At 65.4% G+C, this 22,870-nt stretch carries 18 protein-coding genes; 13 read left to right on the forward strand and 5 right to left on the reverse strand.

What is annotated here, in order from left to right:
- Positions 1-930 (forward strand): SEL1-like repeat protein (locus AC04MI_RS11285; protein WP_476497813.1); only part of this gene is annotated, 930 nt, incomplete at its 5' end.
- Positions 931-1,097: 167 nt separating this feature from the next.
- Here AC04MI_RS11285 and AC04MI_RS11290 read toward each other — a convergent pair.
- A complete protein-coding gene (locus AC04MI_RS11290) occupies positions 1,098-2,000 on the reverse strand; it encodes a LysR family transcriptional regulator (RefSeq protein ID WP_056062476.1) in 903 nt (300 codons plus the stop codon).
- Between the two features lie 194 nt (positions 2,001-2,194).
- On the opposite strand from AC04MI_RS11290, the gene AC04MI_RS11295 reads away from it, so the two are divergent.
- The 6 genes from AC04MI_RS11295 (at position 2,195) to mmsB (ending at position 7,504) form a co-directional block, all read left to right on the forward strand.
- Complete coding sequence (locus AC04MI_RS11295; RefSeq protein ID WP_476497814.1) at positions 2,195-3,718, forward strand: CoA-acylating methylmalonate-semialdehyde dehydrogenase; 1,524 nt, start codon at positions 2,195-2,197, stop codon at positions 3,716-3,718.
- A 187-nt stretch (positions 3,719-3,905) separates the two neighbouring features.
- Positions 3,906-4,286 carry a lysozyme inhibitor LprI family protein gene (locus AC04MI_RS11300; protein WP_476497815.1) on the forward strand — a complete coding sequence of 127 codons (381 nt, stop codon included), beginning with the start codon at positions 3,906-3,908 and terminating at the stop codon, positions 4,284-4,286.
- A 45-nt stretch (positions 4,287-4,331) separates the two neighbouring features.
- Entirely contained in the window at positions 4,332-5,498 is a 1,167-nt protein-coding gene (locus AC04MI_RS11305) for an acyl-CoA dehydrogenase family protein (RefSeq protein ID WP_476497816.1), read from the forward strand.
- Positions 5,499-5,561: 63 nt separating this feature from the next.
- Complete coding sequence (locus AC04MI_RS11310) at positions 5,562-6,065, forward strand: TfoX/Sxy family protein (RefSeq protein WP_108498669.1); 504 nt, start codon at positions 5,562-5,564, stop codon at positions 6,063-6,065.
- 34 nt (positions 6,066-6,099) lie between these two features.
- On the forward strand, positions 6,100-6,501 hold the full coding sequence (locus AC04MI_RS11315) for a DUF488 domain-containing protein (RefSeq protein WP_476497817.1): 402 nt from the start codon (positions 6,100-6,102) through the stop codon (positions 6,499-6,501).
- 76 nt (positions 6,502-6,577) lie between these two features.
- On the forward strand, positions 6,578-7,504 hold the full coding sequence (mmsB, locus tag AC04MI_RS11320) for a 3-hydroxyisobutyrate dehydrogenase (protein ID WP_476497826.1): 927 nt from the start codon (positions 6,578-6,580) through the stop codon (positions 7,502-7,504).
- A gap of 210 nt (positions 7,505-7,714) precedes the next feature.
- On the opposite strand, the gene AC04MI_RS11325 is transcribed toward mmsB, so the two are convergent.
- A complete protein-coding gene (locus AC04MI_RS11325) occupies positions 7,715-8,851 on the reverse strand; it encodes a DUF4145 domain-containing protein (RefSeq protein WP_476497818.1) in 1,137 nt (378 codons plus the stop codon).
- 276 nt (positions 8,852-9,127) lie between these two features.
- Here AC04MI_RS11325 and AC04MI_RS11330 point away from each other — a divergent pair, with 276 nt between their 5' ends.
- From AC04MI_RS11330 to AC04MI_RS11355, 6 genes are all read left to right on the forward strand, one after another.
- A complete protein-coding gene (locus AC04MI_RS11330) occupies positions 9,128-9,520 on the forward strand; it encodes a DUF2946 family protein (RefSeq protein WP_476497819.1) in 393 nt (130 codons plus the stop codon).
- Positions 9,521-9,768: 248 nt separating this feature from the next.
- A complete protein-coding gene (locus AC04MI_RS11335; protein ID WP_476497827.1) occupies positions 9,769-11,880 on the forward strand; it encodes a TonB-dependent siderophore receptor in 2,112 nt (703 codons plus the stop codon).
- A gap of 18 nt (positions 11,881-11,898) precedes the next feature.
- Entirely contained in the window at positions 11,899-13,512 is a 1,614-nt protein-coding gene (locus AC04MI_RS11340) for an ABC transporter substrate-binding protein (protein ID WP_476497820.1), read from the forward strand.
- Positions 13,509-14,477 carry an ABC transporter permease gene (locus tag AC04MI_RS11345; RefSeq protein WP_476497821.1) on the forward strand — a complete coding sequence of 323 codons (969 nt, stop codon included), beginning with the start codon at positions 13,509-13,511 and terminating at the stop codon, positions 14,475-14,477. The genes AC04MI_RS11340 and AC04MI_RS11345 overlap by 4 nt, the downstream gene beginning before the upstream one ends.
- Positions 14,474-15,316, forward strand: a complete 843-nt coding sequence (locus AC04MI_RS11350) for an ABC transporter permease (RefSeq protein ID WP_476497822.1) — start codon at positions 14,474-14,476, stop codon at positions 15,314-15,316. Before AC04MI_RS11345 ends, AC04MI_RS11350 begins: the two co-directional genes overlap by 4 nt.
- Positions 15,313-16,731, forward strand: a complete 1,419-nt coding sequence (locus AC04MI_RS11355; protein WP_476497823.1) for an ABC transporter ATP-binding protein — start codon at positions 15,313-15,315, stop codon at positions 16,729-16,731. The genes AC04MI_RS11350 and AC04MI_RS11355 overlap by 4 nt, the downstream gene beginning before the upstream one ends.
- Positions 16,732-16,789: 58 nt before the next feature.
- Here the strand turns inward: AC04MI_RS11355 and AC04MI_RS11360 are convergent, their stop codons facing one another.
- Genes AC04MI_RS11360 through AC04MI_RS11370 form a run of 3 tightly spaced genes read right to left on the reverse strand, consistent with a single transcriptional unit; the run spans position 16,790 to position 22,698 of the window.
- Positions 16,790-20,422, reverse strand: a complete 3,633-nt coding sequence (locus tag AC04MI_RS11360) for an EAL domain-containing protein (RefSeq protein ID WP_476497824.1) — start codon at positions 20,420-20,422, stop codon at positions 16,790-16,792.
- A gap of 18 nt (positions 20,423-20,440) precedes the next feature.
- The gene (locus AC04MI_RS11365) at positions 20,441-20,851 is read right to left on the reverse strand and encodes a response regulator (protein ID WP_395454813.1); all 411 of its coding nucleotides are present in this window, start codon (positions 20,849-20,851) and stop codon (positions 20,441-20,443) included.
- Positions 20,848-22,698 carry a PAS domain S-box protein gene (locus AC04MI_RS11370; protein WP_056062435.1) on the reverse strand — a complete coding sequence of 617 codons (1,851 nt, stop codon included), beginning with the start codon at positions 22,696-22,698 and terminating at the stop codon, positions 20,848-20,850. The genes AC04MI_RS11365 and AC04MI_RS11370 overlap by 4 nt, the downstream gene beginning before the upstream one ends.
- Between the last annotated feature and the right edge of the window lie 172 nt (positions 22,699-22,870).

Below are 22,870 nucleotides of genomic sequence, written 5' to 3' on the forward strand. Positions count from 1 at the left end.
CCCCCTGCCCCTACAACGCGATCAACGGGCGACCTGACGCCTGCCGATGCGGCGTGGCTTTTGGGATTGCTGGCGTTGCATGGCCTGGCCATGCCCGCTGACTCGGCGCAGGCCCAGCACTGGTTTGAACGTGCGCAAATGCTCAGCCACCCCCTGGCACCTGCGGGCCTTGCGTGGTGCCAGCTCAGCGGGTGCGTGGCAGCACCCAATCCTTCAACCGCCATGTACTGGATTGCGCTGGTGGGCCGTGCCGATCCGGGGCTTGCCAAATACCTCGAATGGCATGCGGCCAAGGCATTGGCCCCATTGGCCGAGCCCCGCTCGTCCTCACCCGACCGATATCCCGGCTCGGCGGCCCCAGCGACGACCAGCCCATCGCTTCAAAAACTGTTGACGCAAGCCGTGCGCGCCGGCAACGCGCAGGCCGGCAACGAACTGGGGCTGGAGTTCATCGCCAGCGGCGATCTCGAACAGGCGATGGTCCAGTTTCAATCAGCGTCTGCAAAATCCGAGGCCGCCGCTGCCAACGCCCGCCTTCTGGCCCGCCGCATCCAGAGCGGTCCCAACGCCCGCACCCGATCAGCCCGCTACAGCGCTGCAGATTGGTACGCGGAGGCCCAGCGGTACCACCGCGGCGACGGCGTACCTGCCAACTACACCGAGGCCGTGCGCCTGTACCAGGTAGCAGCCAGCAGCGGCGACCCACAGGGCCGCAAGATGCTGGAGCTGATCTTCTCCAGACCCTTGCAAGGCGGCGCCATCGACGTCGCGTGGATGCAGCAGCTCGCAGGCCTCCACATCGGCACCAACAGCTCGCCCACCGGCATGACCAACGCTGCACCCACCAGCGGCTGGCAGCGCGAGCCCAGCCCGCTGTATGACCTGGTACCGCTGCAGTGGCGGACGCCGGGGCAAGTGTTGCGTCGATAGGTCGGCCCAAAAGCTGGGGACAAACACCCAATACCCGCCCCGACACGAGCGCCCTCGAAACGTGTCCTGAGCCATGGACTCCAGCCGCACAGGTAGCGCCCCCAAAGATCAGGAAATGGAATCCAACGGGCTGTAGTGCTAGTCGAAATTGACTTATCAGCTATCAATTAAGTAGCAATCACCGCAGGCAACAACAACCCCTGCTGAGCCGCCACCGCCTCCCGCAAAAACGCCCACGTGGCCTGCATGCGGGCCACGTGCTTGTTGTCACCGGGCATGGACATCCAAAAGGTGCGCTGAAAGCGTGCCACCCCCGGCAGCACAGGCACCAGCGATGGGTCTTGCGCTGCCACAAAGGCGGGCAGCACAGCCAGCCCCGCCCCCACGCGGGCGGCTTCGTACTGGGCCAGGATGCTCGTGCTGCGCAGTGCGAAATGCGCGGGGCGGTGCAGCTCGTCCAGGATCTGCAGCTCCTTGCTAAACAGCAGGTCGTCCACGTAGCTGATGAAGGTGTGGCCCCGCAGGTCGTCTGGCGTGTGGATGGGGGCATGGCGCTGCAGGTAGCTGCGCGCTCCATACAGTTGCAGCACGTAGTCGGTGAGCTTCACGACCACCACCGCGCCGCGCGCCGGGCGCTCCAGCGAGATGACGATGTCGGCCTCGCGGCGCGACAGGTGCACCAGGCGCGGCAGGGCCAGAAGGTCCACCACCAGACCGGGGTGGTCCAGCGCAAACCGGGCCAACTGGGGCGCCAGGATCAGGTTGCCAAAGCCCTCGGTGGTTCCAATGCGCACCAGGCCATGTAGGCCTTGGCGCACGCCGGGGGCGGCGTTTTCCACCGCCAGAAAGGCGGCTTCCATGGCCTCGACCTGGGGCAGCAGTGCGCGCCCGGCCTCGGTCAGCCGGTGGCCGCCCGCCTCGCGCGCAAACAGGGCGGAGCCCACCTGCTTTTCGAGCGCCTGCAGGCGGCGCGCCACCGTGGTGTGGTCTACGGCCAGGCGGCGCGCGGCCCCCACCAACGTGCCAGCGCGGGCCAGCTCCAGAAAGTAGCGCAGGTTGTCCCAGTCCACGGGGTAGTCCTTGAATCAGTGAGCAATTACGCAAACAAGGATGCGCAAAGGTCGGAGGTAAAAGCAGCGATGTGCATTTTTGCAAACCTCGTGCGCACCATTGTCTATTGTGCAGACAATTCTGCACAGCTAGGATGGCGAAGTTCCGGGCACCCTGCCCGCACCTTTGCCCGTTTTTTCCAGGAGACAAACCCATGAACGCACCCACTTCCACGGCCGTGCTGGCCCCCACCGTCAAACTGTTGATCGGCGGCAAATTCGTCGAATCCAAGTCCACCGAGTGGCGTGATGTGGTGAACCCCGCCACGCAAGAAGTGCTGGCCCGCGTGCCGTTTGCCACGGCCGATGAAATCAATGCCGCAGTGGCCTCGGCCAAGGAAGCGTTCAAGACCTGGAAGAAGACCCCCATCGGCACCCGCGCCCGCATCTTCCTCAAGTACCAGCAGCTCATCCGCGAAAACATGGCCGAGCTGGCCGCCATCCTCACGGCAGAGCAAGGCAAGACCCTGCCCGACGCCGAAGGTGATGTGTTCCGTGGGTTGGAAGTGGTCGAGCACGCTGCCAGCATTGGCAACCTGCAACTGGGTGAGCTGGCCAACAACGTGGCTGGCGGCGTGGACACCTACACCCTGCTGCAGCCGCTGGGCGTGTGCGCAGGCATCACCCCCTTCAACTTCCCCGCCATGATCCCGCTGTGGATGTTCCCCATGGCCATTGCCACGGGCAACACCTTCGTGCTCAAGCCCTCCGAGCAAGACCCCATGGTGACCATGCGCCTGGTGGAGCTGGCGCTCGAAGCGGGCATCCCCCCTGGCGTGCTCAACGTGATCCACGGTGGCGAAGCCGCTGTGAACGCGATCTGCGACCACAAGGACATCAAGGCAATCAGCTTCGTGGGCTCCACCAAGGTGGGCACCCATGTCTACAACCGCGCCAGCCTCAACGGCAAGCGCGTGCAATGCATGATGGGCGCCAAGAACCACGCCATCGTGATGCCTGACGCCAACAAGGAACAGACCCTGAACGCCCTGGCCGGTGCTGCCTTTGGCGCCGCTGGCCAGCGCTGCATGGCGCTGTCGGTGGTGGTGCTGGTGGGCGAGGCGCAAAAGTGGATCCCCGAGCTGGTTGCCAAGGCCAAGACCCTGAAGGTGAGCGCCGGTGTAGAAAAAGGCACGGACGTGGGCCCCGTGGTGTCCTGCGCCGCCAAGGACCGCGTGCAGGGCCTGATCGAGCGCGGCATTGCCGACGGCGCCACGCTGGAGCTGGATGGCCGCAACCCGCAGGTGGCTGGCTACGAAAAGGGCAACTTCGTGGGCCCCACGGTGTTCAGCGGCGTCAAGCCCGGCATGAGCATCTACGACCAGGAAATCTTTGGCCCCGTGCTGTGCCTGTCGGCTGCGGCAGACATCGATGAAGCCATTGCCTTCATCAACGACAACCCCAACGGCAACGGCACTGCCATCTTCACCCAATCGGGCGCTGCAGCCCGCAAGTTCCAAGAAGAGATCGACGTGGGCCAGGTCGGCATCAACGTGCCAATCCCTGTGCCCGTGCCGCTGTTCTCGTTCTCTGGCTCGCGCGCTTCCAAGCTGGGCGACCTGGGCCCCTACGGCAAGCAGGTCGTGCTGTTCTACACGCAGACCAAGACCGTGACGGCGCGCTGGTTTGACGACAGCACCATCTCGCATGGTGTGAACACGACGATTAGCTTGAAGTGACATCCCCCTGAGGCGCTGCGCGCCTTCCCCCTTCTCTCGCGCTTTGCGAGGGAAGGGGGACGCCACCCGTGCGGCGGGGCGGCCCTTGCACGGTGGCACTGGCCTGGGCCGCGCCGGTTTCAACGACTGTGCGCGGTGGTAAAAGCAGGGCATGCAAACTTTTCAGACAACGATGCAGAGATGGGCCATGGTCTTCGGTGCTGCGAGCGTGATGCTGATCGGGGCCGATGCCCACGCGCAAGCTGGTGCCGCCTGCAAACCCGGTGGCACCGTGGAAGAAACCAACGCCTGCGCCGTGCAAGCCTTCCAGGCGGCAGACACCGAGATCGCCATCCTCTACGGCGACGTGATGCGCGCCCTGTCGGCCCACGAGCGGCCCCAGCTGCGGCAGGAGCACACCGCCTGGCAGCGCGAGCGCACCACCCGCTGCAAGCAGGCGCAGCGCAGCAACGAATCGCGACCCCAGTGGCCGCGCCTGTACCACGAGTGCCTCACGGCCGAAACCCAGGCGCGCCGCAAGGGCCTGATGCGCTGGCTCACGCTGGACCACCCGTCCGCCAAGCCCTGAGCAAGGCCACCAGAACAACAAGAACCGACGACGAGACAGAACACCATGGACTTTGAACTCACCGAAGAACAACGCGCCTTTGCCCAGACGGCCCGCGACTTTGCACAAGCTGAGTTCGCACCCCACGCCGCGCACTGGGACGAGGAAGGCATCTTCCCGAAAGAAGCCATCGCCAAGGCGGGCGAGCTGGGCTTTTGTGGCCTGTACGCACCCGAAGCCGCCGGTGGCCTCGCCCTGCCCCGCCTGGACGCCACGCTGGTCTTTGAAGAAATGGCGGCTGTGGACCCCAGCACCACCGCCTTCATCACCATCCACAACATGGCCACGTGGATGCTGGGCACCTGGGCCACGCCCGCCGTGCGCGACCATTGGGGCCCGCTGCTCACCACCGGCGAAAAGCTCGCAAGCTACTGCCTCACCGAGCCCGGCGCGGGCTCCGACGCCGCCTCGCTCAAGACCCGCGCCGAGCTGGTGGGCAACGAATACGTCATTAACGGCGCCAAGGCCTTCATCAGCGGCGCAGGCAGCACCGACGTGCTGGTGCTCATGGCCCGCACTGGGGATGCAGCATCGGGCGCCAGCGGCATCAGCGCGTTTGCCGTGCCCGCCGACACACCTGGCATCAGCTACGGCAAGAAGGAACAGAAGATGGGCTGGAACAGCCAGCCCACCCGCACCATCAGCTTTGACAACGTGCGCATCCCTGCCGACCACCTGCTGGGCCGCGAGAGCGAAGGCTTCAAGATCGCCATGAAGGGCCTGGACGGCGGCCGCATCAACATCGCCACCTGCTCGGTGGGCGCGGCGCAAGGCGCGCTCAATGCCGCCCAGCAATACATGCAAGACCGCAAGCAGTTTGGCAAGCCCATCGCCAGCTTCCAGGCCCTGCAGTTCAAGCTGGCCGACATGGCGACCGAACTCGTCGCCGCCCGCCAGATGGTGCGCCTGGCCGCGAGCAAGCTGGACGCCGGGGCGCGCGACGCATCCACCTATTGCGCCATGGCCAAGCGCTTTGCCACCGATGCAGGCTTTACCGTCATCAATGACGCCCTGCAGTTGCACGGCGGCTACGGCTACATCCGCGAATACCCGCTGGAGCGCCTGCTGCGCGACGCGCGCGTACACCAGATTCTGGAAGGCACCAATGAAATCATGCGGGTGATCATTGCGCGGCGCATGCTGGATGGAGATGCCACAGAGGCCATCCGGTAGCTACAACATTCATAGCTACCCAGGCATATTGCACTAGCGCTACCGGCATTTTTAGCTCTCACCATGCCCGCCCGCCCGCTGTCTGACGAAACCCTGCACCTGATCGACGCCGTGCGCACGGCGCTAGCGCACCGCAGTGACGTGGAAGAACGCGCCCTGTTTGGAACGCACGCCTTCTTCGTGGACGGCAAGATGTGCATCGCAGTCAAGGGCGAGGAGCTGCTGGTGCGCTTGCCGCCGGAGCGGCACGGCGAGCTGCAGGAGATGCAGAACACGCGCGAACTCTCTCCGGGCGGCGGGATGAAGGGCTATTTCTGGGTGGAGCCCAATGGGTTTTCTACCCGGACGCAGTGGAGCTTCTGGATTGACGAAGCGCTGGCCTACAACCCGCACGCCAAGGCTGCACCGCCCAAGAAAAAAAGGAGTGTCGCCAAAGCCCAGCCCGCCACGCCGAAGAAAGTCACAGCAACAGGCGCGCGCACAAAAGGTGCCGCAGCCAAAGCCGCAAAGCCCCTCTCCAAAAAGCCGACCGCCAAGAAGCACAGCATCTTCGAAGCCGACGACTGACTCGCCCCTACACCCACCCACCCGGAGCCCCACCATGTCCCTTCGCATCCTCCGCCTTGGCACCCCGCGCGCCGCCGGGGAAGGCACCCGCATCGGCACCGTGCGCCGCCCGCCGCGTGGCGTGCCCAAGGCCGAGTTTGCGAGCCGCGACTACTACGACGTGTGGTACCCCCTGCTCTCCCCCAGCGCCGACCTCATGGCCCAGGGCCAGCAGGTGCCCCCCGGCCAAGAAGGCGACAAGGCGTGGGAAGCCTTCGCCAAACAGTTCCGCAAAGAACTGGCCCAGCCGGAAGCCAGCCGCACGCTGGATTTGCTGGCCGCCCTGTCGCACCACGGCGCCCTATCGCTGGGCTGCTACTGCGAGGACGAAGCCCGCTGCCACCGCTCGGTGCTGCGCGCCGAGCTGGCCCAGCGTGGGGCCGACATCAGCCCCTAGATTTCAAGCTTTTTAGGCCGCTACCGCGCAATCGATAAGCCTTTATAGCTATCAAATTCATAACAAAGCTGCACCCATTCCCTTTCACCATCACAACGACATCAAGGAGCAACACAGCATGAAAATCGCATTCATCGGCCTCGGCAACATGGGCGGCCCCATGGCACACAACCTGCACAAGGCAGGCCACGAAGTGCGCGCGTTCGACCTCTCGCAACCCGCCCGCGACAAGCTGGCCGCGGACGGCGTGCCCATCGCCACCGACGCCAAGGCAGCAGTCGCAGGCGCAGAAGTCGTCATCAGCATGCTGCCCGCCAGCCAGCATGTGGAAGGCCTGTTCCTCGGCGCGGGCGAGTTGCTGGCCCAGTTGCCTGCGGGCACGCTGATCATCGACTGCTCCACCATAGCCGCCGCCACCTCCCGCAAAGTGGCCGAAGCCGCCAAAGCCAAGGGCGTGGCCTTTATCGACGCCCCCGTCTCGGGCGGCACCGGCGGCGCCATTGCAGGCACACTCACCTTCATGGTGGGCGGCGACGCTGCCGACCTGGAACGCGCCCGCCCCGTGCTCGAAAAAATGGGCGCCAACATCTTCCACGCAGGCGCCGTGGGCGCAGGCCAGACGGCCAAGATCTGCAACAACATGCTGCTGGGCATCCTGATGGCAGGCACCAGCGAAGCCATTGCCCTGGGCGTTGCCAACGGCCTGGACCCCAAGGTGCTGAGCGAAATCATGCGCCGCAGCTCGGGCGGCAACTGGGCGCTGGAGAAGTACAACCCCTTCCCCGGCGTGATGGAAACCGCGCCCGCCAGCAAGGGCTACGCGGGAGGGTTTGGGACGGACCTGATGCTCAAGGATTTGGGCTTGGCGCAGGAGAACGCGATGGCGGTGAAGGCTGCGACGCCGCTGGGGGGGATGGCGCGCAATTTGTATGCGGCGCACAGCCTGGCGGGGCATGGGGGGCTGGATTTTTCCAGCATTATTAAGATGGTGCAGAAGGGGTAGTGTTCGGCACTTCAGTATAAAAAACGCCAGCATTTGCTGGCGTTTTCTCTTGGACAGACTGGTGTAAAAAATCCTCAAAACTCGGTGAATTTTACTTTCGATGGTGCTTCAGTTTTAGAGCGCTATCGTTGCAACGTAGAGCTAACCGGCGAGCCAAAGCGCAGCTTTGCCGAGTTCAGCGACTAAAGGGAGCGCTGTTGAGCGTCACTTTTAGACCTGCGGTACTGCACCTACCGCGCAATCTCTTATGATTTCCAATTTAATGCGCTCGGATTCACTAGAGATATTGTCACCCCGATCATTCAGCACAAAAATATATTCGAATGATCTCGCGTCGCCAGGAAGCGTCTCTGGTAGCTCAGAGAGCATAATCTTTCCTTCTTTTACTTCGATAATAAATTTTTTCTGCCCCAGCGAGGGCTCAACCATAAGAAAGTTTTTCAGCACCTCATGCATCCATTGATCTGGCGGCATAAGTACCCTGCTGTTGTCGTAGTTGGGCCTCTCTGCTTCCCTTCGTTTTCTGGCGAGAAACACCTTGTCCTTGGTGCTTTCAATGTCCTGCTTGCTTAGGAAAGCTTCAAGCTCTTCGATCGTTGAGATTGCGGTTACCACATCGTCTCGCGTTGGTTCTGCCCTTCCGTGTGCAGCCATATTCCTTAGGCGTCGAGTTTTATCGAGTCTTTCTTTCAGGTCCTCTGGCAACTCAATCCCATTTATCTCAAGGTAGCGCCCAGATATTGGCATGTTGGAGCCGAATTTGTTTGCAATGCCGACACTTTCTCCGAATTTTAAAATTGCTCTTTCAAGATATGCAATGGCAGCCAGCAAAGCTCCAAGTGGATGCACTTTTCCCAACTTTTTAAGGTTTTCCAGTTCCGATTCATTTACTGGTTCACGCATCATGAGAGCATCTAAATCTTTTTCTTCCGCAAATTGCGGAAGAACCTCATATAGATCTTGACCATAATGCAGCTTCAACACTTCCCTAAAAAAATCTTTCGCCAGATTCATGTAAAAAATAGTTGTTAACTCATTTGGCGACCCAAATCTATGCTGCAACGCATTTCTTTCGTCGATCAGCAGCTCTAGTTTATTCAGGTAAGGTATTGTCAGGGACTTTGATCGAAGGGTTTCAATGCAGCCATTGATGGTTATTGTTTCCTTGGGATTTTTGTAAATCGATTCCCCTCCGTCAAGAACCATGTCTTTCAACAGGAGCTCTACTGCATTAGATAGATGCAGAATGACAAGCTTTCTGTCCAGCTCGCTTGTTCCATTAAAATGAGTTATTGAATGCCCAAATAACTCCATGGAACTCTGAAATAGCGGAGATTCAATGGCCATGAACAACCTCGGTATAAGAAAATGCAAAACATAAGATATCCCGCAAACTTTGCGAAATAAACTGGGCTGGGCGGGATATTGTGGACATTGATTCCTCTTGGAGGTAGCTCGGGGCTTATGTTTGCAGCCATGGAGCTGTTCGAAAATCCAGGGATAAAATTTCCGTCAAACCCGGCAGCTTTAACCCGGCAGACTATAGCTTGCCAAATTGCGTAACCGGCCCATCGGCACTTCCTCGCGCCACCTCCCGCAGTTGAGTATGATTCGCATCCCCTCATGCTGCGCCGCACCATCCCCGCCCTGCCTTTCCACATCGTGCTTCTGCTGGTGGCGTTGTTCAACGCGCTGGCGGGTGCGCCCTTGCATGAGGCGCGGCACATTCAGGAGCTGGTGCGCAGCGCAGCGGCTTCAGCAACCGCAGGCAATGTGGATGCCTACGCGGCAACCAGCTCCGCAGCCAGCGACGAGCACAGCGAAGAGACACACACCACCTGCGCCTGGTGCCTGACCCACGCGCTGGAGGCGGGGCTGGCGCATGCGCCGGCGCGCCCACCGCAAGTCCCCGCAGAACCCAGCGCCATCGCGCCGCAAGGCGCAGACCCCTTCACGGCCCAGCAGGTGCGCTGGCCGTTTGCTGCACGCGATCCTCCGCCAGCCCAGCGGGCCTGACACGCGTCAGACCCCAGCCAGCCTGCGCTCCCCAGCGCATCCCCTTTTCGTTTTTGCCCTTGCATTCACCCCCGTGGGGTGGGTGTGGGCACGCGGCCATGTGCGCCTGCCAACTCCCAGGCGGATGTGGGCCGCGTTGCTCCTGGCTTTTGCACACACCGCTTTTGGACTGGTTTGCCATGCGTTCTTCCTCTGCTTCTCTTTCTTCTTCACGCCCTGCCGCCCTGCCACGCCCCACCTTGACGGCCATGGCTACCGCCGCCCTGCTGGCCTCCCTCCACCCCGCCTGGGCCGCAGACGGCGATGTGGTCACCCCACCCACCCTGTCTGCCGTAGACGTGGTGGGCCGCAGTGCCTCGGGCACCTACTACGCCGACGAGGCCGAGGGCGCCAAGACCACTCTGCCGCTGCGCGAGCTGCCGCAATCCGTGCGGGTGATGTCGCGCCAGACGCTGGACGACCTGGGTGCCACGCGGCTGGATGATGTGCTGGACTATGTGGGCGGGGTCTCGCGCCAGAACAACTTTGGCGGGCTGTGGGACAACATCGCCATCCGGGGGCTGCCGGGCAACGAGAACACGGGCATGGCGACACTGCTCAACGGGTTTTCGTCCAACCGGGGCTTCAATGCGCCGCGCGACTTGTCGGGGGTGGAGCGGGTGGAGTTCCTCAAAGGCCCGGCGGCGGCCCTGTATGGCAGCAGCGAGCCCGGCGGCACGCTCAACATCGTGAGCAAGAAGCCGCTGTGGAAGGCCGCCCATTCGGTGGAGGCCTACGCGGGCAGCTACGGCCTGGGCCGTGCGGCGCTGGACACCACCGGCCCCATCAACGAGCGGCTGGCCTACCGCCTGAATGTGGCAGTGGAAGACAAAGGCAGCTTTCGCGACCATGTGCGCGCGCAGCGGCAGGTGGTGGCCCCGGCTTTCACGTGGAAGCTCTCGCCTGACACGGTGCTGGAGTACACGGCTGAATTTCTGCGCCACGCAACTCCGCTGGACCGGGGCGTGGTGGCGGTCAACAACCGCCTTGGGGCCGTGCCCGCCAGCCGCTTTCTGGGCGAGCCTGCCGATGGCGATGTGACGGTGACCAACCAGACGCACCAACTGGTGCTGTCGCACGAGTGGAACCCTGACTGGCGCAGCCGCGTGGGGCTGTCGTACCGCGAGACGGGGATGGAAGGCTTCTCGACCGAAGCCACAGCCCTGCAGGCCAATGGCCGCACGCTGACGCGCCAGCGGCGGTATCGCGACTTTCAGTCGGACGATGTGGCCGTGCAGGCCGAGCTGCAGGGCAACCTGCGCACCGGCGGGCTGGAGCATGAGCTGCTGGTGGGGGTGGAGAGCTACCGCTTCAGCATGGATTCGGTGATGCTGCGCGTGAACCCCAGCGCTGCCGCGCCCTATGCCATCGACATCTTCAACCCCGTCTACGGCCAGGCCCAGCCCACGCCGGGGCGCAACACCGATACGCTGGAGAAGCAGCGCAACACCGCGCTGTATGTGCAAGACACCCTGAAGCTGGGTGAGCAGTGGCGCGTGATGGCCGGGCTGCGGGCCGACCACTACGACCAGAGCCTGCAAAACCGCATCACCCACCGCACCACGGCGCAAAGCCCCTCGGCCGTGTCGCCGCGCCTGGGCGTGAGCTGGCTGCCCACGCCGAGGTGGACGGTGTATGCCAATGCGGGCAGCTCGTTCCGCCCCAACACGGGCAGCAATGTGGCGGGCAATGGCTTTGATCCCGAAAAATCCCGTGCGCTAGAGCTGGGCGCCAAGTGGGAGAGCGCCGACCAGCGCCTGGGCGCCACGGCTGCGCTGTTCGACATCACCAAGCGCAATGTGCTGACCAGCGACCCGCTGAACGCGGGCTTCTCGGCCGCTGCAGGCGAGGTGCGCAGCCGGGGGCTGGAACTGGACCTGGCCGGCCGCCTGAGCACCCACTGGCGCGTAAATGCCAGCCTGGTCATCAACGACGTGGAGGTGACCCGCGACAACACGCTGGAGGTGGGCGGCCGCCTGCTGAACGTGCCGCGCGTGAACGGCAGCGTGCTGGCGGTGTACGAGAACCAGTTGGCCAACGGCCAGCGCTATGGCGTGGGCGGCGGCGTGACCCACATGGGCAAGCGCCTGGGCCAGGCCCGCACGCAGGCCGAGGCCAATGCGGGCACCGCCGCGTTTGAACTGCCCAGCTACACCACGGCCAAACTGATGGCGTACTGGCGCCTGAGCCCCACGCTGAACCTGTCGCTGGACGTGGACAACGTGTTTGACAAGGTGCACTACACCAGCTCGTACAGCCGCGTGTGGGTGGCGCCGGGGGCAGCGCGCACCGTTACGGTGGGCCTGCAAGCCAAGTTCTAAGTGGTGCCGGTGACCTGCATGACAACACTCTCCTCCGCCCTCAAACCCCTGACCCGGCGCCGCGCCTTGCAGGCCCCCGTGGCCGCGCTGGCGGCAGGCGCCCTGCCCGCCACTTGGGCACAAGGCTCACCACCCGCTTCCGCCCCCGCACCGCTGCAAATCGTCGGCCCGTGGGAGATCAGCGGCCTGGCGCCCGCCAGCAGTGGCTATGTGTTCACGCGCATGCAGGTCACCGAAACCCTGCTGGACGCCGCAGACGACGGCCAGCCACGGCCCGCGCTGGCGCGGCTCTGGCGCCGGTCGGCGGATGGGCTGGTGTGGCACTTTGAGCTGCGGCCCGGGGCGCGTTTTCATGATGGCACGCCGGTGACGGCCGCCGCCGTGGTGCGCAGCCTGCAGGCAGCACAGGTGGCGCCCGCACTGCTGAGCCAGGCGCCCATCGAGTCCATCACCGCGCCTGACGAAGGTACGGTGCTCATCCGCCTGCAACGCCCCCACACCGCCCTGCCCGCGCTGCTGGCGCATTCCAGCACCATGGTGCTGGCCCCTGCCAGCTATGGCGCCGACGGCAAGGTGCGCAGCATCATTGGCAGCGGCCCCTACCGCATTGCGGTGCTGGTGCCACCGCAGCAGGTAGAGACGGTGGTGTTTGATGCCTACGACGGCCCGCGCCCCGCCATTGCCGCCGTGCGCTACCTGGCCGCCAGCCGTGCCGAAACCCGCGCGTTGATGGCCGAGAGCGGCCAGGCCGACCTGGCCTACGGGCTGGACCCCGCCAGCCTGCGGCGGCTGCGGCACCATGCGCAGAACCCGGCGCAAACAAGTCGCACGCAAGTTCGCATTGCGTCGGTCACGCTGCCGCGCACCGTCATCGTCAAGCTCAATGCGGGCCTGCCCGCGCTGCGCGATGTGCGCGTGCGTCAGGCGCTGAGCCTGGCCATCGACCGCGCGGGCATTGCCCTGGCGTTGATGGGCGACGAGGCGCTGGCCGCCACGCAGCTGCTGCCCCCCACGCTGGGCGCGTGGCACAACCCGCACCTGCCCCCGCTGCAGCACGACCCCGAAGCTGCCGCGCGCCTGCTGCGGGCCGCTGGCTGGCAGCGCCACAGCGACGGCCTGCGCGATGCTGAGGGCCAGCCGCTGCACCTGGTGATCCGCACCTTTGTGGACCGGCCCGAGCTGCCGCTGATTGCCACCGCCTTGCAGGAGCAATGGCGGCTGGCGGGCATGGCCGTGAAGGTGAGCATCGGCAACTCGGGCGACGTGCCCCGGGGCCACCGCGACGGCAGCCTGCAACTGGCGCTGGCTGCGCGCAACTACGCCAACGTGCCCGACCCCAGAGGCACGCTGGCGGGCGACTTTGCCGCCCAGGGCGGCGACTGGGGCGCGATGGGCTGGCACAGCGATACCGTAGTGCAGGCCCTGCACGAACTGACGCGCACCCAGACGCCGCCCGAGCGCACGCGCTCGCTGCGGCAATCCATCACGCACACCCTGCAAGCGGAGCTGCCCGTGATCCCCGTGGCGTGGTACCGCCAGCATGTGGCCGTGGCCCCCCGGCTGGCGGGCGTCACGCTGGACCCGCTGGAGCGTTCTTACCGCCTGACCGGCATGGAGTGGAACAACCCATGAACCCCTTGATTTCAAAACCCTGGGCCGCCCTGCTCGGCCGCAGGCTGGTGCAGGTGCTCGCCGTGTCCCTGCTGATCGGCACGCTGTGCTTCTTGATGGTGCGCGCCCTGCCGGGCGACCTGGCCATGCGCGTGGCGGCGGGCCGCTATGGCTATGACCTGGTGAGCAACGCTGCTGCCGACGCCGTGCGCGAGGAGCTGGGGCTGGACCGCCCCGGCTGGCTGGCGCTGTTGCACTGGTGGCGCGACATGGCCACCTTCAACTTGGGCCAGTCGCTGGTGTCGCAGCGATCGGTGTGGCATGAGGTCACGCACCACCTGGGCGCCACGCTGCGCCTGTCGGCCGCTGCGCTGGCCATTGCCTTTGCCGTGGGTGTGCCGCTGGGCGTGTGGGCCGGGCTGCGGCCCCAGGGCTGGGTGGACAAGGCCAGCTGGCTGATGGCCGTGGTGCTGCGCGCGCTGCCGCCGTTTTTGCTGTCGGTGCTGCTCATCCTGCTGGTGGCGGTGCAGTGGGGCGTTTTGCCTGCGGGCGGTGACGAGAGCCAGGCCAGCCTGGTGCTGCCCGCGCTCACGCTGGGGCTGGGCCTGGCCGCCGGGCTGGCGCGCGTGACCCGCGCTGCAATGCTGGAGGTGGTGGTGTCGCCCTTCTTTGAATTTGCGCGCACCAAGGGCCTGAGCGACTGGCAGGCGCTGGTGCGCCACGGCCTGCGCAATGCCGCCGTGCCGGTGACAGCCTACCTGGGCGTGCAGGCGCTGTTTCTGGTGGAGGGCGCGCTGGTGGTGGAGACGCTGTTTGCCTGGCCCGGCATTGGCCATGCGCTGGTGCACGCCGTGTTTGGGCGCGACATCCCGGTGGTGCAAGGCACGGCCTTGTGCATGGGCGTGCTGTTTGTAGTGTTCAACCTGCTGGTGGATGCGGCGTGCCTCGCGCTGGACCCTCGGCATACCCAGAAGGTAGCTGCATGAGTGCCGTACCTTCCACTCTTTCGTCGCCAGTTGGCGGCTTGGTGGCCCAGCCTCGCTGGCCGCTGCGCACCATGCTGGGCCTGGCCCTGCTCGGCCTGCTGGCGCTGTTTGCCCTGCTCGGCCCCTGGCTGGTGGGTGCCAGCCCGGTGGTGCAGGACCTACGCAACACCCTGGCCCCACCCAGCGCCCAGCACTGGCTGGGCACGGATGTGCTGGGCCGCTCGGAGCTGGCGCGGCTGGCGCATGCGGCGCAGCTGTCTCTGGGCATGGCGCTGCTGGCGGCCGTGAGCGCCGCCGTGCCCGGCACGCTGCTGGGCATTGCCGCCGCGTGGCGCGGTGGGCGCACCGAGCGGGCGCTGCTCATGCTGTCGGACTCGGTGCTCGCCATCCCCGGCCTGCTGCTGGTGCTGCTGGTGGCCGCCCTGGCGCCCGGTGCGTTGTGGGCGCTGTATGCGGGCCTGTCGGCGGCGCTGTGGGTCGAATACTTCCGCGTGAGCCGCGCGGTGGCCCGGCCCGTGCTGGCGGGCGACGCGGTGCAGGCATCGCGCCTGCTGGGTTTTGGGCGCGGCTATGTGCTGCGCCGCCACCTTCTGCCTGCGCTGGCGCCCACGCTGGGCACGCTGCTGGCCTTCACCACGTCGCAAGCGGTGCTGGCGCTGGCCGCACTGGGTTTTGTGGGTGTGGGCATGCAGCCGCCCACGCCCGAGCTGGGCCTGATGATGACCGAGGCCATGCCCTACTACGAAGAAGCCCCGTGGCTCATTGCCGCCCCCACCGCGCTGCTGGTGTGGCTGGTGGCCGCGATGATGCTGCTCAACCCCGACCGGGAGACGTCATGACCACGCCTTTGAAATCCGACGCTCTGCTGGCCGTGGAGGGGCTGGGCATCCATGTGGGCGGCAAGCGGCTGCTGCGCGACATCGGCTTCAGCCTGCGGCCGGGCGAGGCGCTCACGCTGGTGGGCGAAAGCGGCGCGGGCAAGTCGCTGCTGGCCCAGGCCATCATGGGCAACCTGCCGCCTGCGCTGCAGGCCACGGGCCAGATCACGCTGGATGGCACCACCACCCGCGCCCAGGACGCCGCCGCGCGCCGCGCCCTGTGGGGCCGCAAGCTGGCGCTGCTGCCGCAGGAGCCCTCGCTGGCACTCAACCCCCTGGCCCGCGTGGCGCCGCAGCTGGCCGAGGTGTACCGCCTGCTGCACCAGCAGCCCCCCAGCGCCGCCAGCACACAGGCCGAACAGGTGCTGGGCGCTGCGGGCCTGGGCGGCGCGGGCAACCACTACCCCTGGCAACTGTCGGGCGGCATGGCCCAGCGCGCGGTGGCCGCCATCACCCTGGCCGGGGGCGCCCCGGTGCTGATGGTGGACGAGCCCACCAAGGGCCTGGACGCACATTGGCGCGGCCGCATGGTGGAGTTGTTCCAGGGCGTGCTGAAGACAGGCGGCTGCCTGCTCACCATCACCCACGACATGCAGGTGGCGCAGGCGCTGGGCGGCCAGGTCATCGTGCTGCGCCACGGGCAGGCGGTGGAGCAAGGCGACATCCACACCGTGGCCGCCGCGCCGCAGCACGCCTTTACCCGCCAGTTGCTGCGGGCCGACCCGGCCCGCTGGCTGCCGTTTGCCGAGCCCACGCTGGGTGAGCCCGTCGTACAGGCGCATGGCATCTCCAAAGCCTATGGTGCGCAGAAGCTGTTTGCGCCGCTGGACCTGGAACTGCGCAGCGGCGAACGCATCGCCGTGCAAGGCCCCAGCGGCACCGGCAAAAGCACACTGGGCAATGTGCTGCTGGGCCTGGTGGCGCCCGACACAGGCCGTGTGGAGCGCAGCGCCCGGCTGCGCCCGCATGCGTTCCAAAAGCTGTACCAGGACCCGGTCAGTTCGTTTGCTCCGCACATCAGCCTGGCCCAGTCGCTGCGCGACGCCGCCCGGCTGCACCGCTGCGACTGGAAGGCCGTGCAGCAGCGCCTGGCGCAGCTGCGCGTGCCCGAGGACCTGCTGGCGCGCAGGCCCGACCAAGTCTCGGGCGGCGAGTTGCAGCGCATTGCGCTGGCGCGCGTGCTGGTGGCGCAACCAGCGCTGCTGTTTGCCGACGAGCCCACCTCGCGCCTGGACCCCATCACGCAGCAAGAGGCTATACAGGTACTGCTAGATGCCGTACACGAATCCGGGGCTGCTTTAGTGTTGGTTACCCATGATGAGGTGCTGGCAAATGTCGTTGCAACGCACACGCTGCATATGCGCGAATCGCCTTAACAAATGACCAGACAGCCCGTTGTGGACTAAAGCGCAAACACGCCGAAGACATGCTCTGTCAATCGGCCACCGCTGACTGAAGAAACTGCGCTTCAAACACCTCCGCAGGCACCGGCTTGCTCAGCAGATACCCCTGGATCTCGTCGCAACCCAGCAGCGCCAGATGCCGGGACTGGTCCTCGGTCTCCACACCTTCGGCCACCACCTTGAGGCCCAGCGAGTGCCCCAGGTTGACGATGGTGGACACCAGCGCCACGCCCTGCGGGCCTGAGGCCATGTTCAGGATGAAGGACCGGTCGATCTTGAGCGTATCCACCGGCAGTTTGGCGAGGTAGCTCAGGGATGAGAAACCCGTGCCAAAGTCGTCGATGGCAATGGTGATGCCCATCTCGCGCAACGCATGCAGGCTGGCGGTGCTGTGCTGCACATCGTCCATGACCATGCTTTCGGTGATCTCCAGCTCCAGCCCAGCGGCCGCCCCTGCGTCGTGGGACACGGCGTCGCGCACCTCGGCAATGAAGCCCCGGTGCCGCAGCTGCAAGAACGACACATTGACGGCGACCCGCAGGGGCGCCAGCCCCGCCTGGCGCCAGCGCAGGTTGTCGGCCAGGGCCTGGCGCAGGGCCCAGCGACCCACGTCGTAGATCAGGCCGGTTTCTTCCAGAATGGGGATGAACTGCGCGGGTGGCACCAGCCCCCGGCGGGGATCGCTCCAGCGGATCAGGGCCTCGGCCCCGGCGATGGCACCCGTGGCCAGGTGCTGTTTGGGCTGGTAGTGCAGCACAAACTGGCCCTGCTCCAATGCGTCGCGCAGGCGGCCTTCCAGGCTCAGGGCTTCCGCCACGCGGGTGTTCATCTCCGAGGTGTAAAACAGCAGGCTGTCGGCAGAGGCCTTGGCCTTGTTGAGTGCCGCCTCGGCGTTGCGCAGCAGGGTCTCTGCATCGGCACCATCCATGGGGTACAGCGCGACACCGGCCTTGGCCGCCATGCGCAGCTCCGTGCCGCCCAGCACAAAGGGCGCATCAAAACAGGCCCGCATCAACCCGTCCAGCGCCAGCGCCACTGCGCCCGCATCCCGCGCATCGGTCACGGCGATGCCAAAGCTGTTGACGCCAATGCGCGCCACGTCGTACGCGTCGCCCGCCGCTTGCTGCAGCCGCTGCGCCACCTGCTTGAGCAGTTCGTCCCCCTCCTGGCGCCCCAGGGTGTCGTTGACGAAGCGAAACCGGCTGATGTCCATGAGCCCCATGCCCAACAGCGCCTTGGCCCCTTCGCGCGGCCGCAGGTGCTGGCCGCTGCGCTCCAGGAACAGGGTACGGTTGGGCAGACCGGTGATGTCGTCGTAGTACGCTAGGTAGTTCAGCCGCTCTTCCTTGTCGAGGTGGTCCATGGCAAAACCGATGTCCCCCGCCAGCTCGGTCAGCAGGTGCATCTCGTCATCGTCAAAGAACCCGGCTTCGTCTGCAAAGAGGGCGATCACGCCCACCACCTCGTGCGCCACCAGCAAGGGCAACACTGCCATGGATGCCACGCCGCGCGCAGCCAGCTCCTGCGGCACCAGAATGCGCGGGTCGCTCTGAATGTCTTCACACACCGCGGCCTGCTGTGTGCGCACCACGCTGGCGCTCAGGCTTTCGCCCTCCCTGGGGGTTTCGCTGAGCCACAACCGGCGCCGCACATGCATGAGGAACTCCGCCCCGGCCCCGGCGAGCGCCACCGGCACCACCTCTTGCAGGGCATGGTCCACGCGGCCGATCCAGGCGATCTTGAACTGGCCGTGCTCCACCGCGACACGGCAGGCCTCGCGGAACAGCTCGTCGCGCTGGCGCACGCGCACGATCAAGGTGTTGATGCCGCTGAGCACGGCGTACACGCGGTTGAGGCGCTTGATGCGCCGCTCGGCATCCCGGCGCGCCGTGATGTCTTCTCCCAAGGCTGCCACCCCTGTCACCTGCCCGCCCACCGAGCGCAACACGGTGTTGTTCCAGTGCACCAGGCGCCGCCCGCCAGAGCGGGTCAGTATCTCGTTGTCGTAGTGCCACGCCGACGGCCGATCGGCCAGCACGTCAGCAAAAACACTGCGCACATCGCCCATCTCGGGTGGAACGAACAGATCGAACCAGTTGCGGCCAAACACCTCGTCGCGCTGCCAACCCGTCAGGCGCAGCAGGTAGTCGTTGCAGTAGGTGATGCGTCCTTCGCAGTCAAGCATCAGCGAGATCATCTCGACCTTGTCGAGCATGTCGTTGAAGCGGCGGTCGCTTTCGTGCAGTTCTTCTTCGGCGCGCTTTTCCTTGGTGATGTCCTGGATGGTGTTGAACCAGCGGCCCTGCTCCCCACGGCCCGCCTCGTCCTCCAGCGGCTCCATCACCTGGCGCAAGTACAGCGGCTGGCCGTCACCACGCAGGACCCGGTAGGTGAAATCCATGCGCGCCCCCAGGTGGGCGGCCTGCAGCGCATGGCGGCGGAACATGTCGCGGTCATCGGGGTGCACCAGTGCCAGCCATTCGCGGGCCGACCGGGGCATGGCGCTTTCGTCCAGGCCCAGCATGTCGGGCAAGGTATCGAGCCAGCTCTCGAAGGCGCCATCGGGCCCGCTGATGACGTGGGATATCTTGGCCAGCGCCTGGGCCCGGCGCAGGCTGGCCTTGTTGGCACGCAGCGCATCCACGGCCCGCTGGCGCTCTTGCACCTGCACCTGCAATTGGTCGGCGTGCTGCTGGATCTCCAGGTAGAGGCTGCCGTTTTCGTAAATGCGGCCCACCTGCGCGCCCAGGATGGCAAGGACTTTTTCGTCATCGGCGCTGAAGGCATCGTCCCCCAGCTTGTTGGCCAGGCACAGCCAGCCATAGGAGAACGACAACGACACGATGGGTGCGATCACTGCCGTGTGCACCGGGGGATAGCCTGCGGGCAAGCCGAGCGCCACAGGGTCGCCTCCGGCATTGACCAGGCGCTGCGGGCGGCGTTCGGCCCGCAGCTGCCCCAACAGTCCATGCGACACCACAGGCAGATCGAGCGGTCCGTTCTGCAGGGCCGGGTCCATGCCGCTGGTGCAGGTGATGGCACCGTCGCTGTGCTTGCGCACCACGCACAACACGGCGTACTGCGCACCCACCAGCTCGCGCGCACCCCGGCACACATTGGCCAGCAGCACCTGCGGATCGCGCTCGGAGGCCAGCTGCAGGTTCAGATCGGTCAGCGCGGACAGGCGCCGGTTCATGGCCTCCAGCTCGGCCATATTGCCGGTGAGCTTGTCAGTCATCAGTTGCAGGTGGCGGGTCTGAAAACTGTGCTCCAACGCCACCGAGGGCTGGTGGAGGATCTGCGTGAGCGCCTGCTCGATGGCGGCCAGGATGTCCTGCGGCTCGCAGGGTTTGAACAGCACCTGGGTCACACCGCAGGCCTTGGCAAGGCGCAGGGCTTCTTCCTCGTGATAGTGGGCGCTGCAAAAGATCACCTGCGTGGCCGCCAAGCCGTGTTCTGAGCGCAGTTGCCGCACAAACTCAAAACCGTCCATCGTCGGCATCAGGATGTCGGAGATCACCAGGTCGGGGCGTTCGGCACGGACCACGGCCAACGCCTCGGCGCCATCGGCCGCCTCCAGCGCCTGGTGGCCGCTGTGCCCGATGAGGGTCACCACCAGGGCGCGGTTGGCGGGGAGGTCATCGACGACGAGGATCTTTGCCATGCTGTACGTGCTGGATATTCAACCTGATTGGGGCGGAGCCGGGTGGGCACCAGCCAAAAACGCCTCGATCTGCTGCACAAAGGTCTCGGGCGTGATGGGCTTGGACAGGTGTTCATTAAAGCCGACTTCGAGGGCCTTCTCGCGGTCGCCCGGCATCGAAAACGCAGTCACGGCCACCAGTGGCACCACCCGCCAGCGTGGGCTGGCGCGCAGGCCGCGAGCCACCTCGTAGCCGTTCATCACCGGCATCTGCAGGTCGCACAACACAATGTCCGGACTCTCGGCCAGGGCCAGGTCCAGCCCCACGGCGCCGTTTTCGGCCGCCAGCACGCGGTGGCCAGCGGCTTCCAGCAGGTAGGTGACCAGCAGGCGGCTTGCGTCATCGTCCTCGATGACCAGAATGGTGGCGGGAGGGATGGTGGTTGTCATGCCTGGGGCTCCGGCAATTGCAGAGTGAAGGTGCTGCCCAGGCCTTCGGTGCTGTCAAAACCCAGGGTGCCTCCCAGTGCTTCGGCCAGCTTGCGGCTCAGGTGCAAGCCCAGGCCCGTGCCCTCATGGTGGCGGCGGTCCGCACTCTCGACCCGCGAAAACGCCTCGAACAGCCGGGGCTGCTCCTGCAGCGGTATGCCTGGCCCGGTGTCCTGCACCCGCAGCTGAACGGCGCGGCCGGTGGGCAGCAGCAACTCCTGCAGCACCACATCCACCCTCCCCTGTTGCGTGAATTTGATGGCGTTACCCACGAGGTTGATGAGAATCTGACTGAGCGCGCGCCGGTCGGTGAGCAACAAGACATCCACCGGCGGCGCATGCACGGCAAAGGCCAAGCCCTTGCGTCGCGCCTCCAGTTCCAGTGTCGCAGACACTTCTTCGATCAGGGTCTTGCAGTCCACGGGCTCCAGGTTCAGCGTGACCTTGTTAGCGCTGAGCTTGGCCACATCGAGCAGGTCGTTGATGAGCGACAGCAGGTGCTTGGCGCCGGTCTGCACGATGCGCAACTGCTTGTCCTGTTCAGCATTGAGCGGGCCGGGCAGCTTCATGAGCAGCGTGCCGGTAAAGCCAATGATGGCGTTGAGCGGTGTGCGCAGCTCGTGGGACATGCTGGCCAAAAAACGGTCTTTCACCAGCGCTGCGTTCTCCAGCTCCAGGTTCTTGTCGCGCAGCACCTGCTCGATGCGCTTGCGCTCCGTCACATCGCGGATGGCGCTGGAGACAAACAGGCCCTCCTCCGTCTCCAGCGGGCTCAGGCTGATCTCGACCGGAAACTCGCTGCCGTCTTTGCGCAAACCGTGCAGCTCCAGCCCTGCGCCCATGGAGCGGGTACGCGGTTCGGCAAAAAAGTTGCGCCGGTGGTCGGGGTGGCGAGCGCTGAAGCGCTGGGGCACCAGCAACTCAATGGGCTGGCCCAGCAGCTCATCGCGGCTCCAGCCAAACAGTTTGACCGCCTGGGAGTTGACCAGCACGATGCGCCCTTCGCGGTTGACGATGACCATGGCGTCGGGTGCGGCCTCCAGCAGGTCCTTGAACTTCTGGTCTGCGCGCTTGCGGTCGGTGATGTCGCGGATGGCGCTCATCACCATGGTGCCCTCTTCGGTGTCGATCGGGCTCAGGCTGATCTCGACCGGGAACTCGCCACCGTCCTTGCGCAGGCCATGCAGCTCCAGCCCCGCGCCCATGGTGCGCGTGCGCGGCTGGCCAAAAAACCCACTGCGATGGCCCAGGTGGGCACCCCGGTAGCGGTGCGGTAACAACACCTCCACCGCCTGGCCCAACAACTCGGAGCGGGGGTAGCCAAACACGCGCTCGGCCTGCGAGTTGACGAGCACGATGCGCCCGGTCACGTTGACCATCACGATGGCGTCGGGGGTGGATTCGAGCAGGTCGCGAAACCGCGCCTCCAGCAGCTTGGCATCGCGCTGCACCTTGAGCTGGGTGACATCCTTCTTGCTCGACAAAAAGTACAGCACCTGCCCGGCCGCATCGCACACGGCCTTGGTCGATACATTGACATGCACCAGCGAGCCGTCCTTGCGGCGGCGCACAGCCTCCTGCACCGAAGTGCCCAGCCGCAGGGCCTCGGCACGGAAAAGGTCCTCTTCATGCGCGCGACCCTGGGGCACGATCAGGTCGAGGATGGAGCGCCCCTGCACTTCGGCCTGCGAATAGCCAAAGATCAGCTCGGCCGCCGGGTTCCACTCCAGCACCACGCCCTGGGGTGATAGCACGAGCAATGCATCGGGGTTTTGCTCCCAGTACCCGGCAGAAAAGTCAGTCGCCATGCAGCCCTCTCGCTTTCTGCTTCCTGGAGAGTCAGCTGCTCCAGGGACCTTCAACGCTCGCCATATTCGGCATAGCACACATCAGGCTTATGCCAGCAATGCCGAAGCGTCAGGCCATCTTAGGAGGGAAAGATTCAAAAAGCCAACTCTGAATTGCCGGCGCGATCATGCA

The organism is Acidovorax sp. LjRoot204 (assembly GCF_056175785.1).

Bases quoted from the DNA above. Each gene is read 5' to 3' on its own strand.
- AC04MI_RS11355 (WP_476497823.1), top strand. From the start codon at position 15,313: ATGACCACGCCTTTGAAATCCGACGCTCTGCTGGCCGTGGAGGGGCTG.
- AC04MI_RS11325 (WP_476497818.1), bottom strand. From the start codon at position 8,851: ATGGCCATTGAATCTCCGCTATTTCAGAGTTCCATGGAGTTATTTGGG.
- AC04MI_RS11350 (WP_476497822.1), top strand. From the start codon at position 14,474: ATGAGTGCCGTACCTTCCACTCTTTCGTCGCCAGTTGGCGGCTTGGTG.
- AC04MI_RS11300 (WP_476497815.1), top strand. From the start codon at position 3,906: ATGGTCTTCGGTGCTGCGAGCGTGATGCTGATCGGGGCCGATGCCCAC.
- AC04MI_RS11315 (WP_476497817.1), top strand. From the start codon at position 6,100: ATGTCCCTTCGCATCCTCCGCCTTGGCACCCCGCGCGCCGCCGGGGAA.
- AC04MI_RS11335 (WP_476497827.1), top strand. From the start codon at position 9,769: ATGGCTACCGCCGCCCTGCTGGCCTCCCTCCACCCCGCCTGGGCCGCA.
- AC04MI_RS11365 (WP_395454813.1), bottom strand. From the start codon at position 20,851: ATGACAACCACCATCCCTCCCGCCACCATTCTGGTCATCGAGGACGAT.
- AC04MI_RS11330 (WP_476497819.1), top strand. From the start codon at position 9,128: ATGCTGCGCCGCACCATCCCCGCCCTGCCTTTCCACATCGTGCTTCTG.
- AC04MI_RS11360 (WP_476497824.1), bottom strand. From the start codon at position 20,422: ATGGCAAAGATCCTCGTCGTCGATGACCTCCCCGCCAACCGCGCCCTG.
- AC04MI_RS11305 (WP_476497816.1), top strand. From the start codon at position 4,332: ATGGACTTTGAACTCACCGAAGAACAACGCGCCTTTGCCCAGACGGCC.
- AC04MI_RS11295 (WP_476497814.1), top strand. From the start codon at position 2,195: ATGAACGCACCCACTTCCACGGCCGTGCTGGCCCCCACCGTCAAACTG.
- AC04MI_RS11310 (WP_108498669.1), top strand. From the start codon at position 5,562: ATGCCCGCCCGCCCGCTGTCTGACGAAACCCTGCACCTGATCGACGCC.
- AC04MI_RS11345 (WP_476497821.1), top strand. From the start codon at position 13,509: ATGAACCCCTTGATTTCAAAACCCTGGGCCGCCCTGCTCGGCCGCAGG.
- AC04MI_RS11340 (WP_476497820.1), top strand. From the start codon at position 11,899: ATGACAACACTCTCCTCCGCCCTCAAACCCCTGACCCGGCGCCGCGCC.
- AC04MI_RS11370 (WP_056062435.1), bottom strand. From the start codon at position 22,698: ATGGCGACTGACTTTTCTGCCGGGTACTGGGAGCAAAACCCCGATGCA.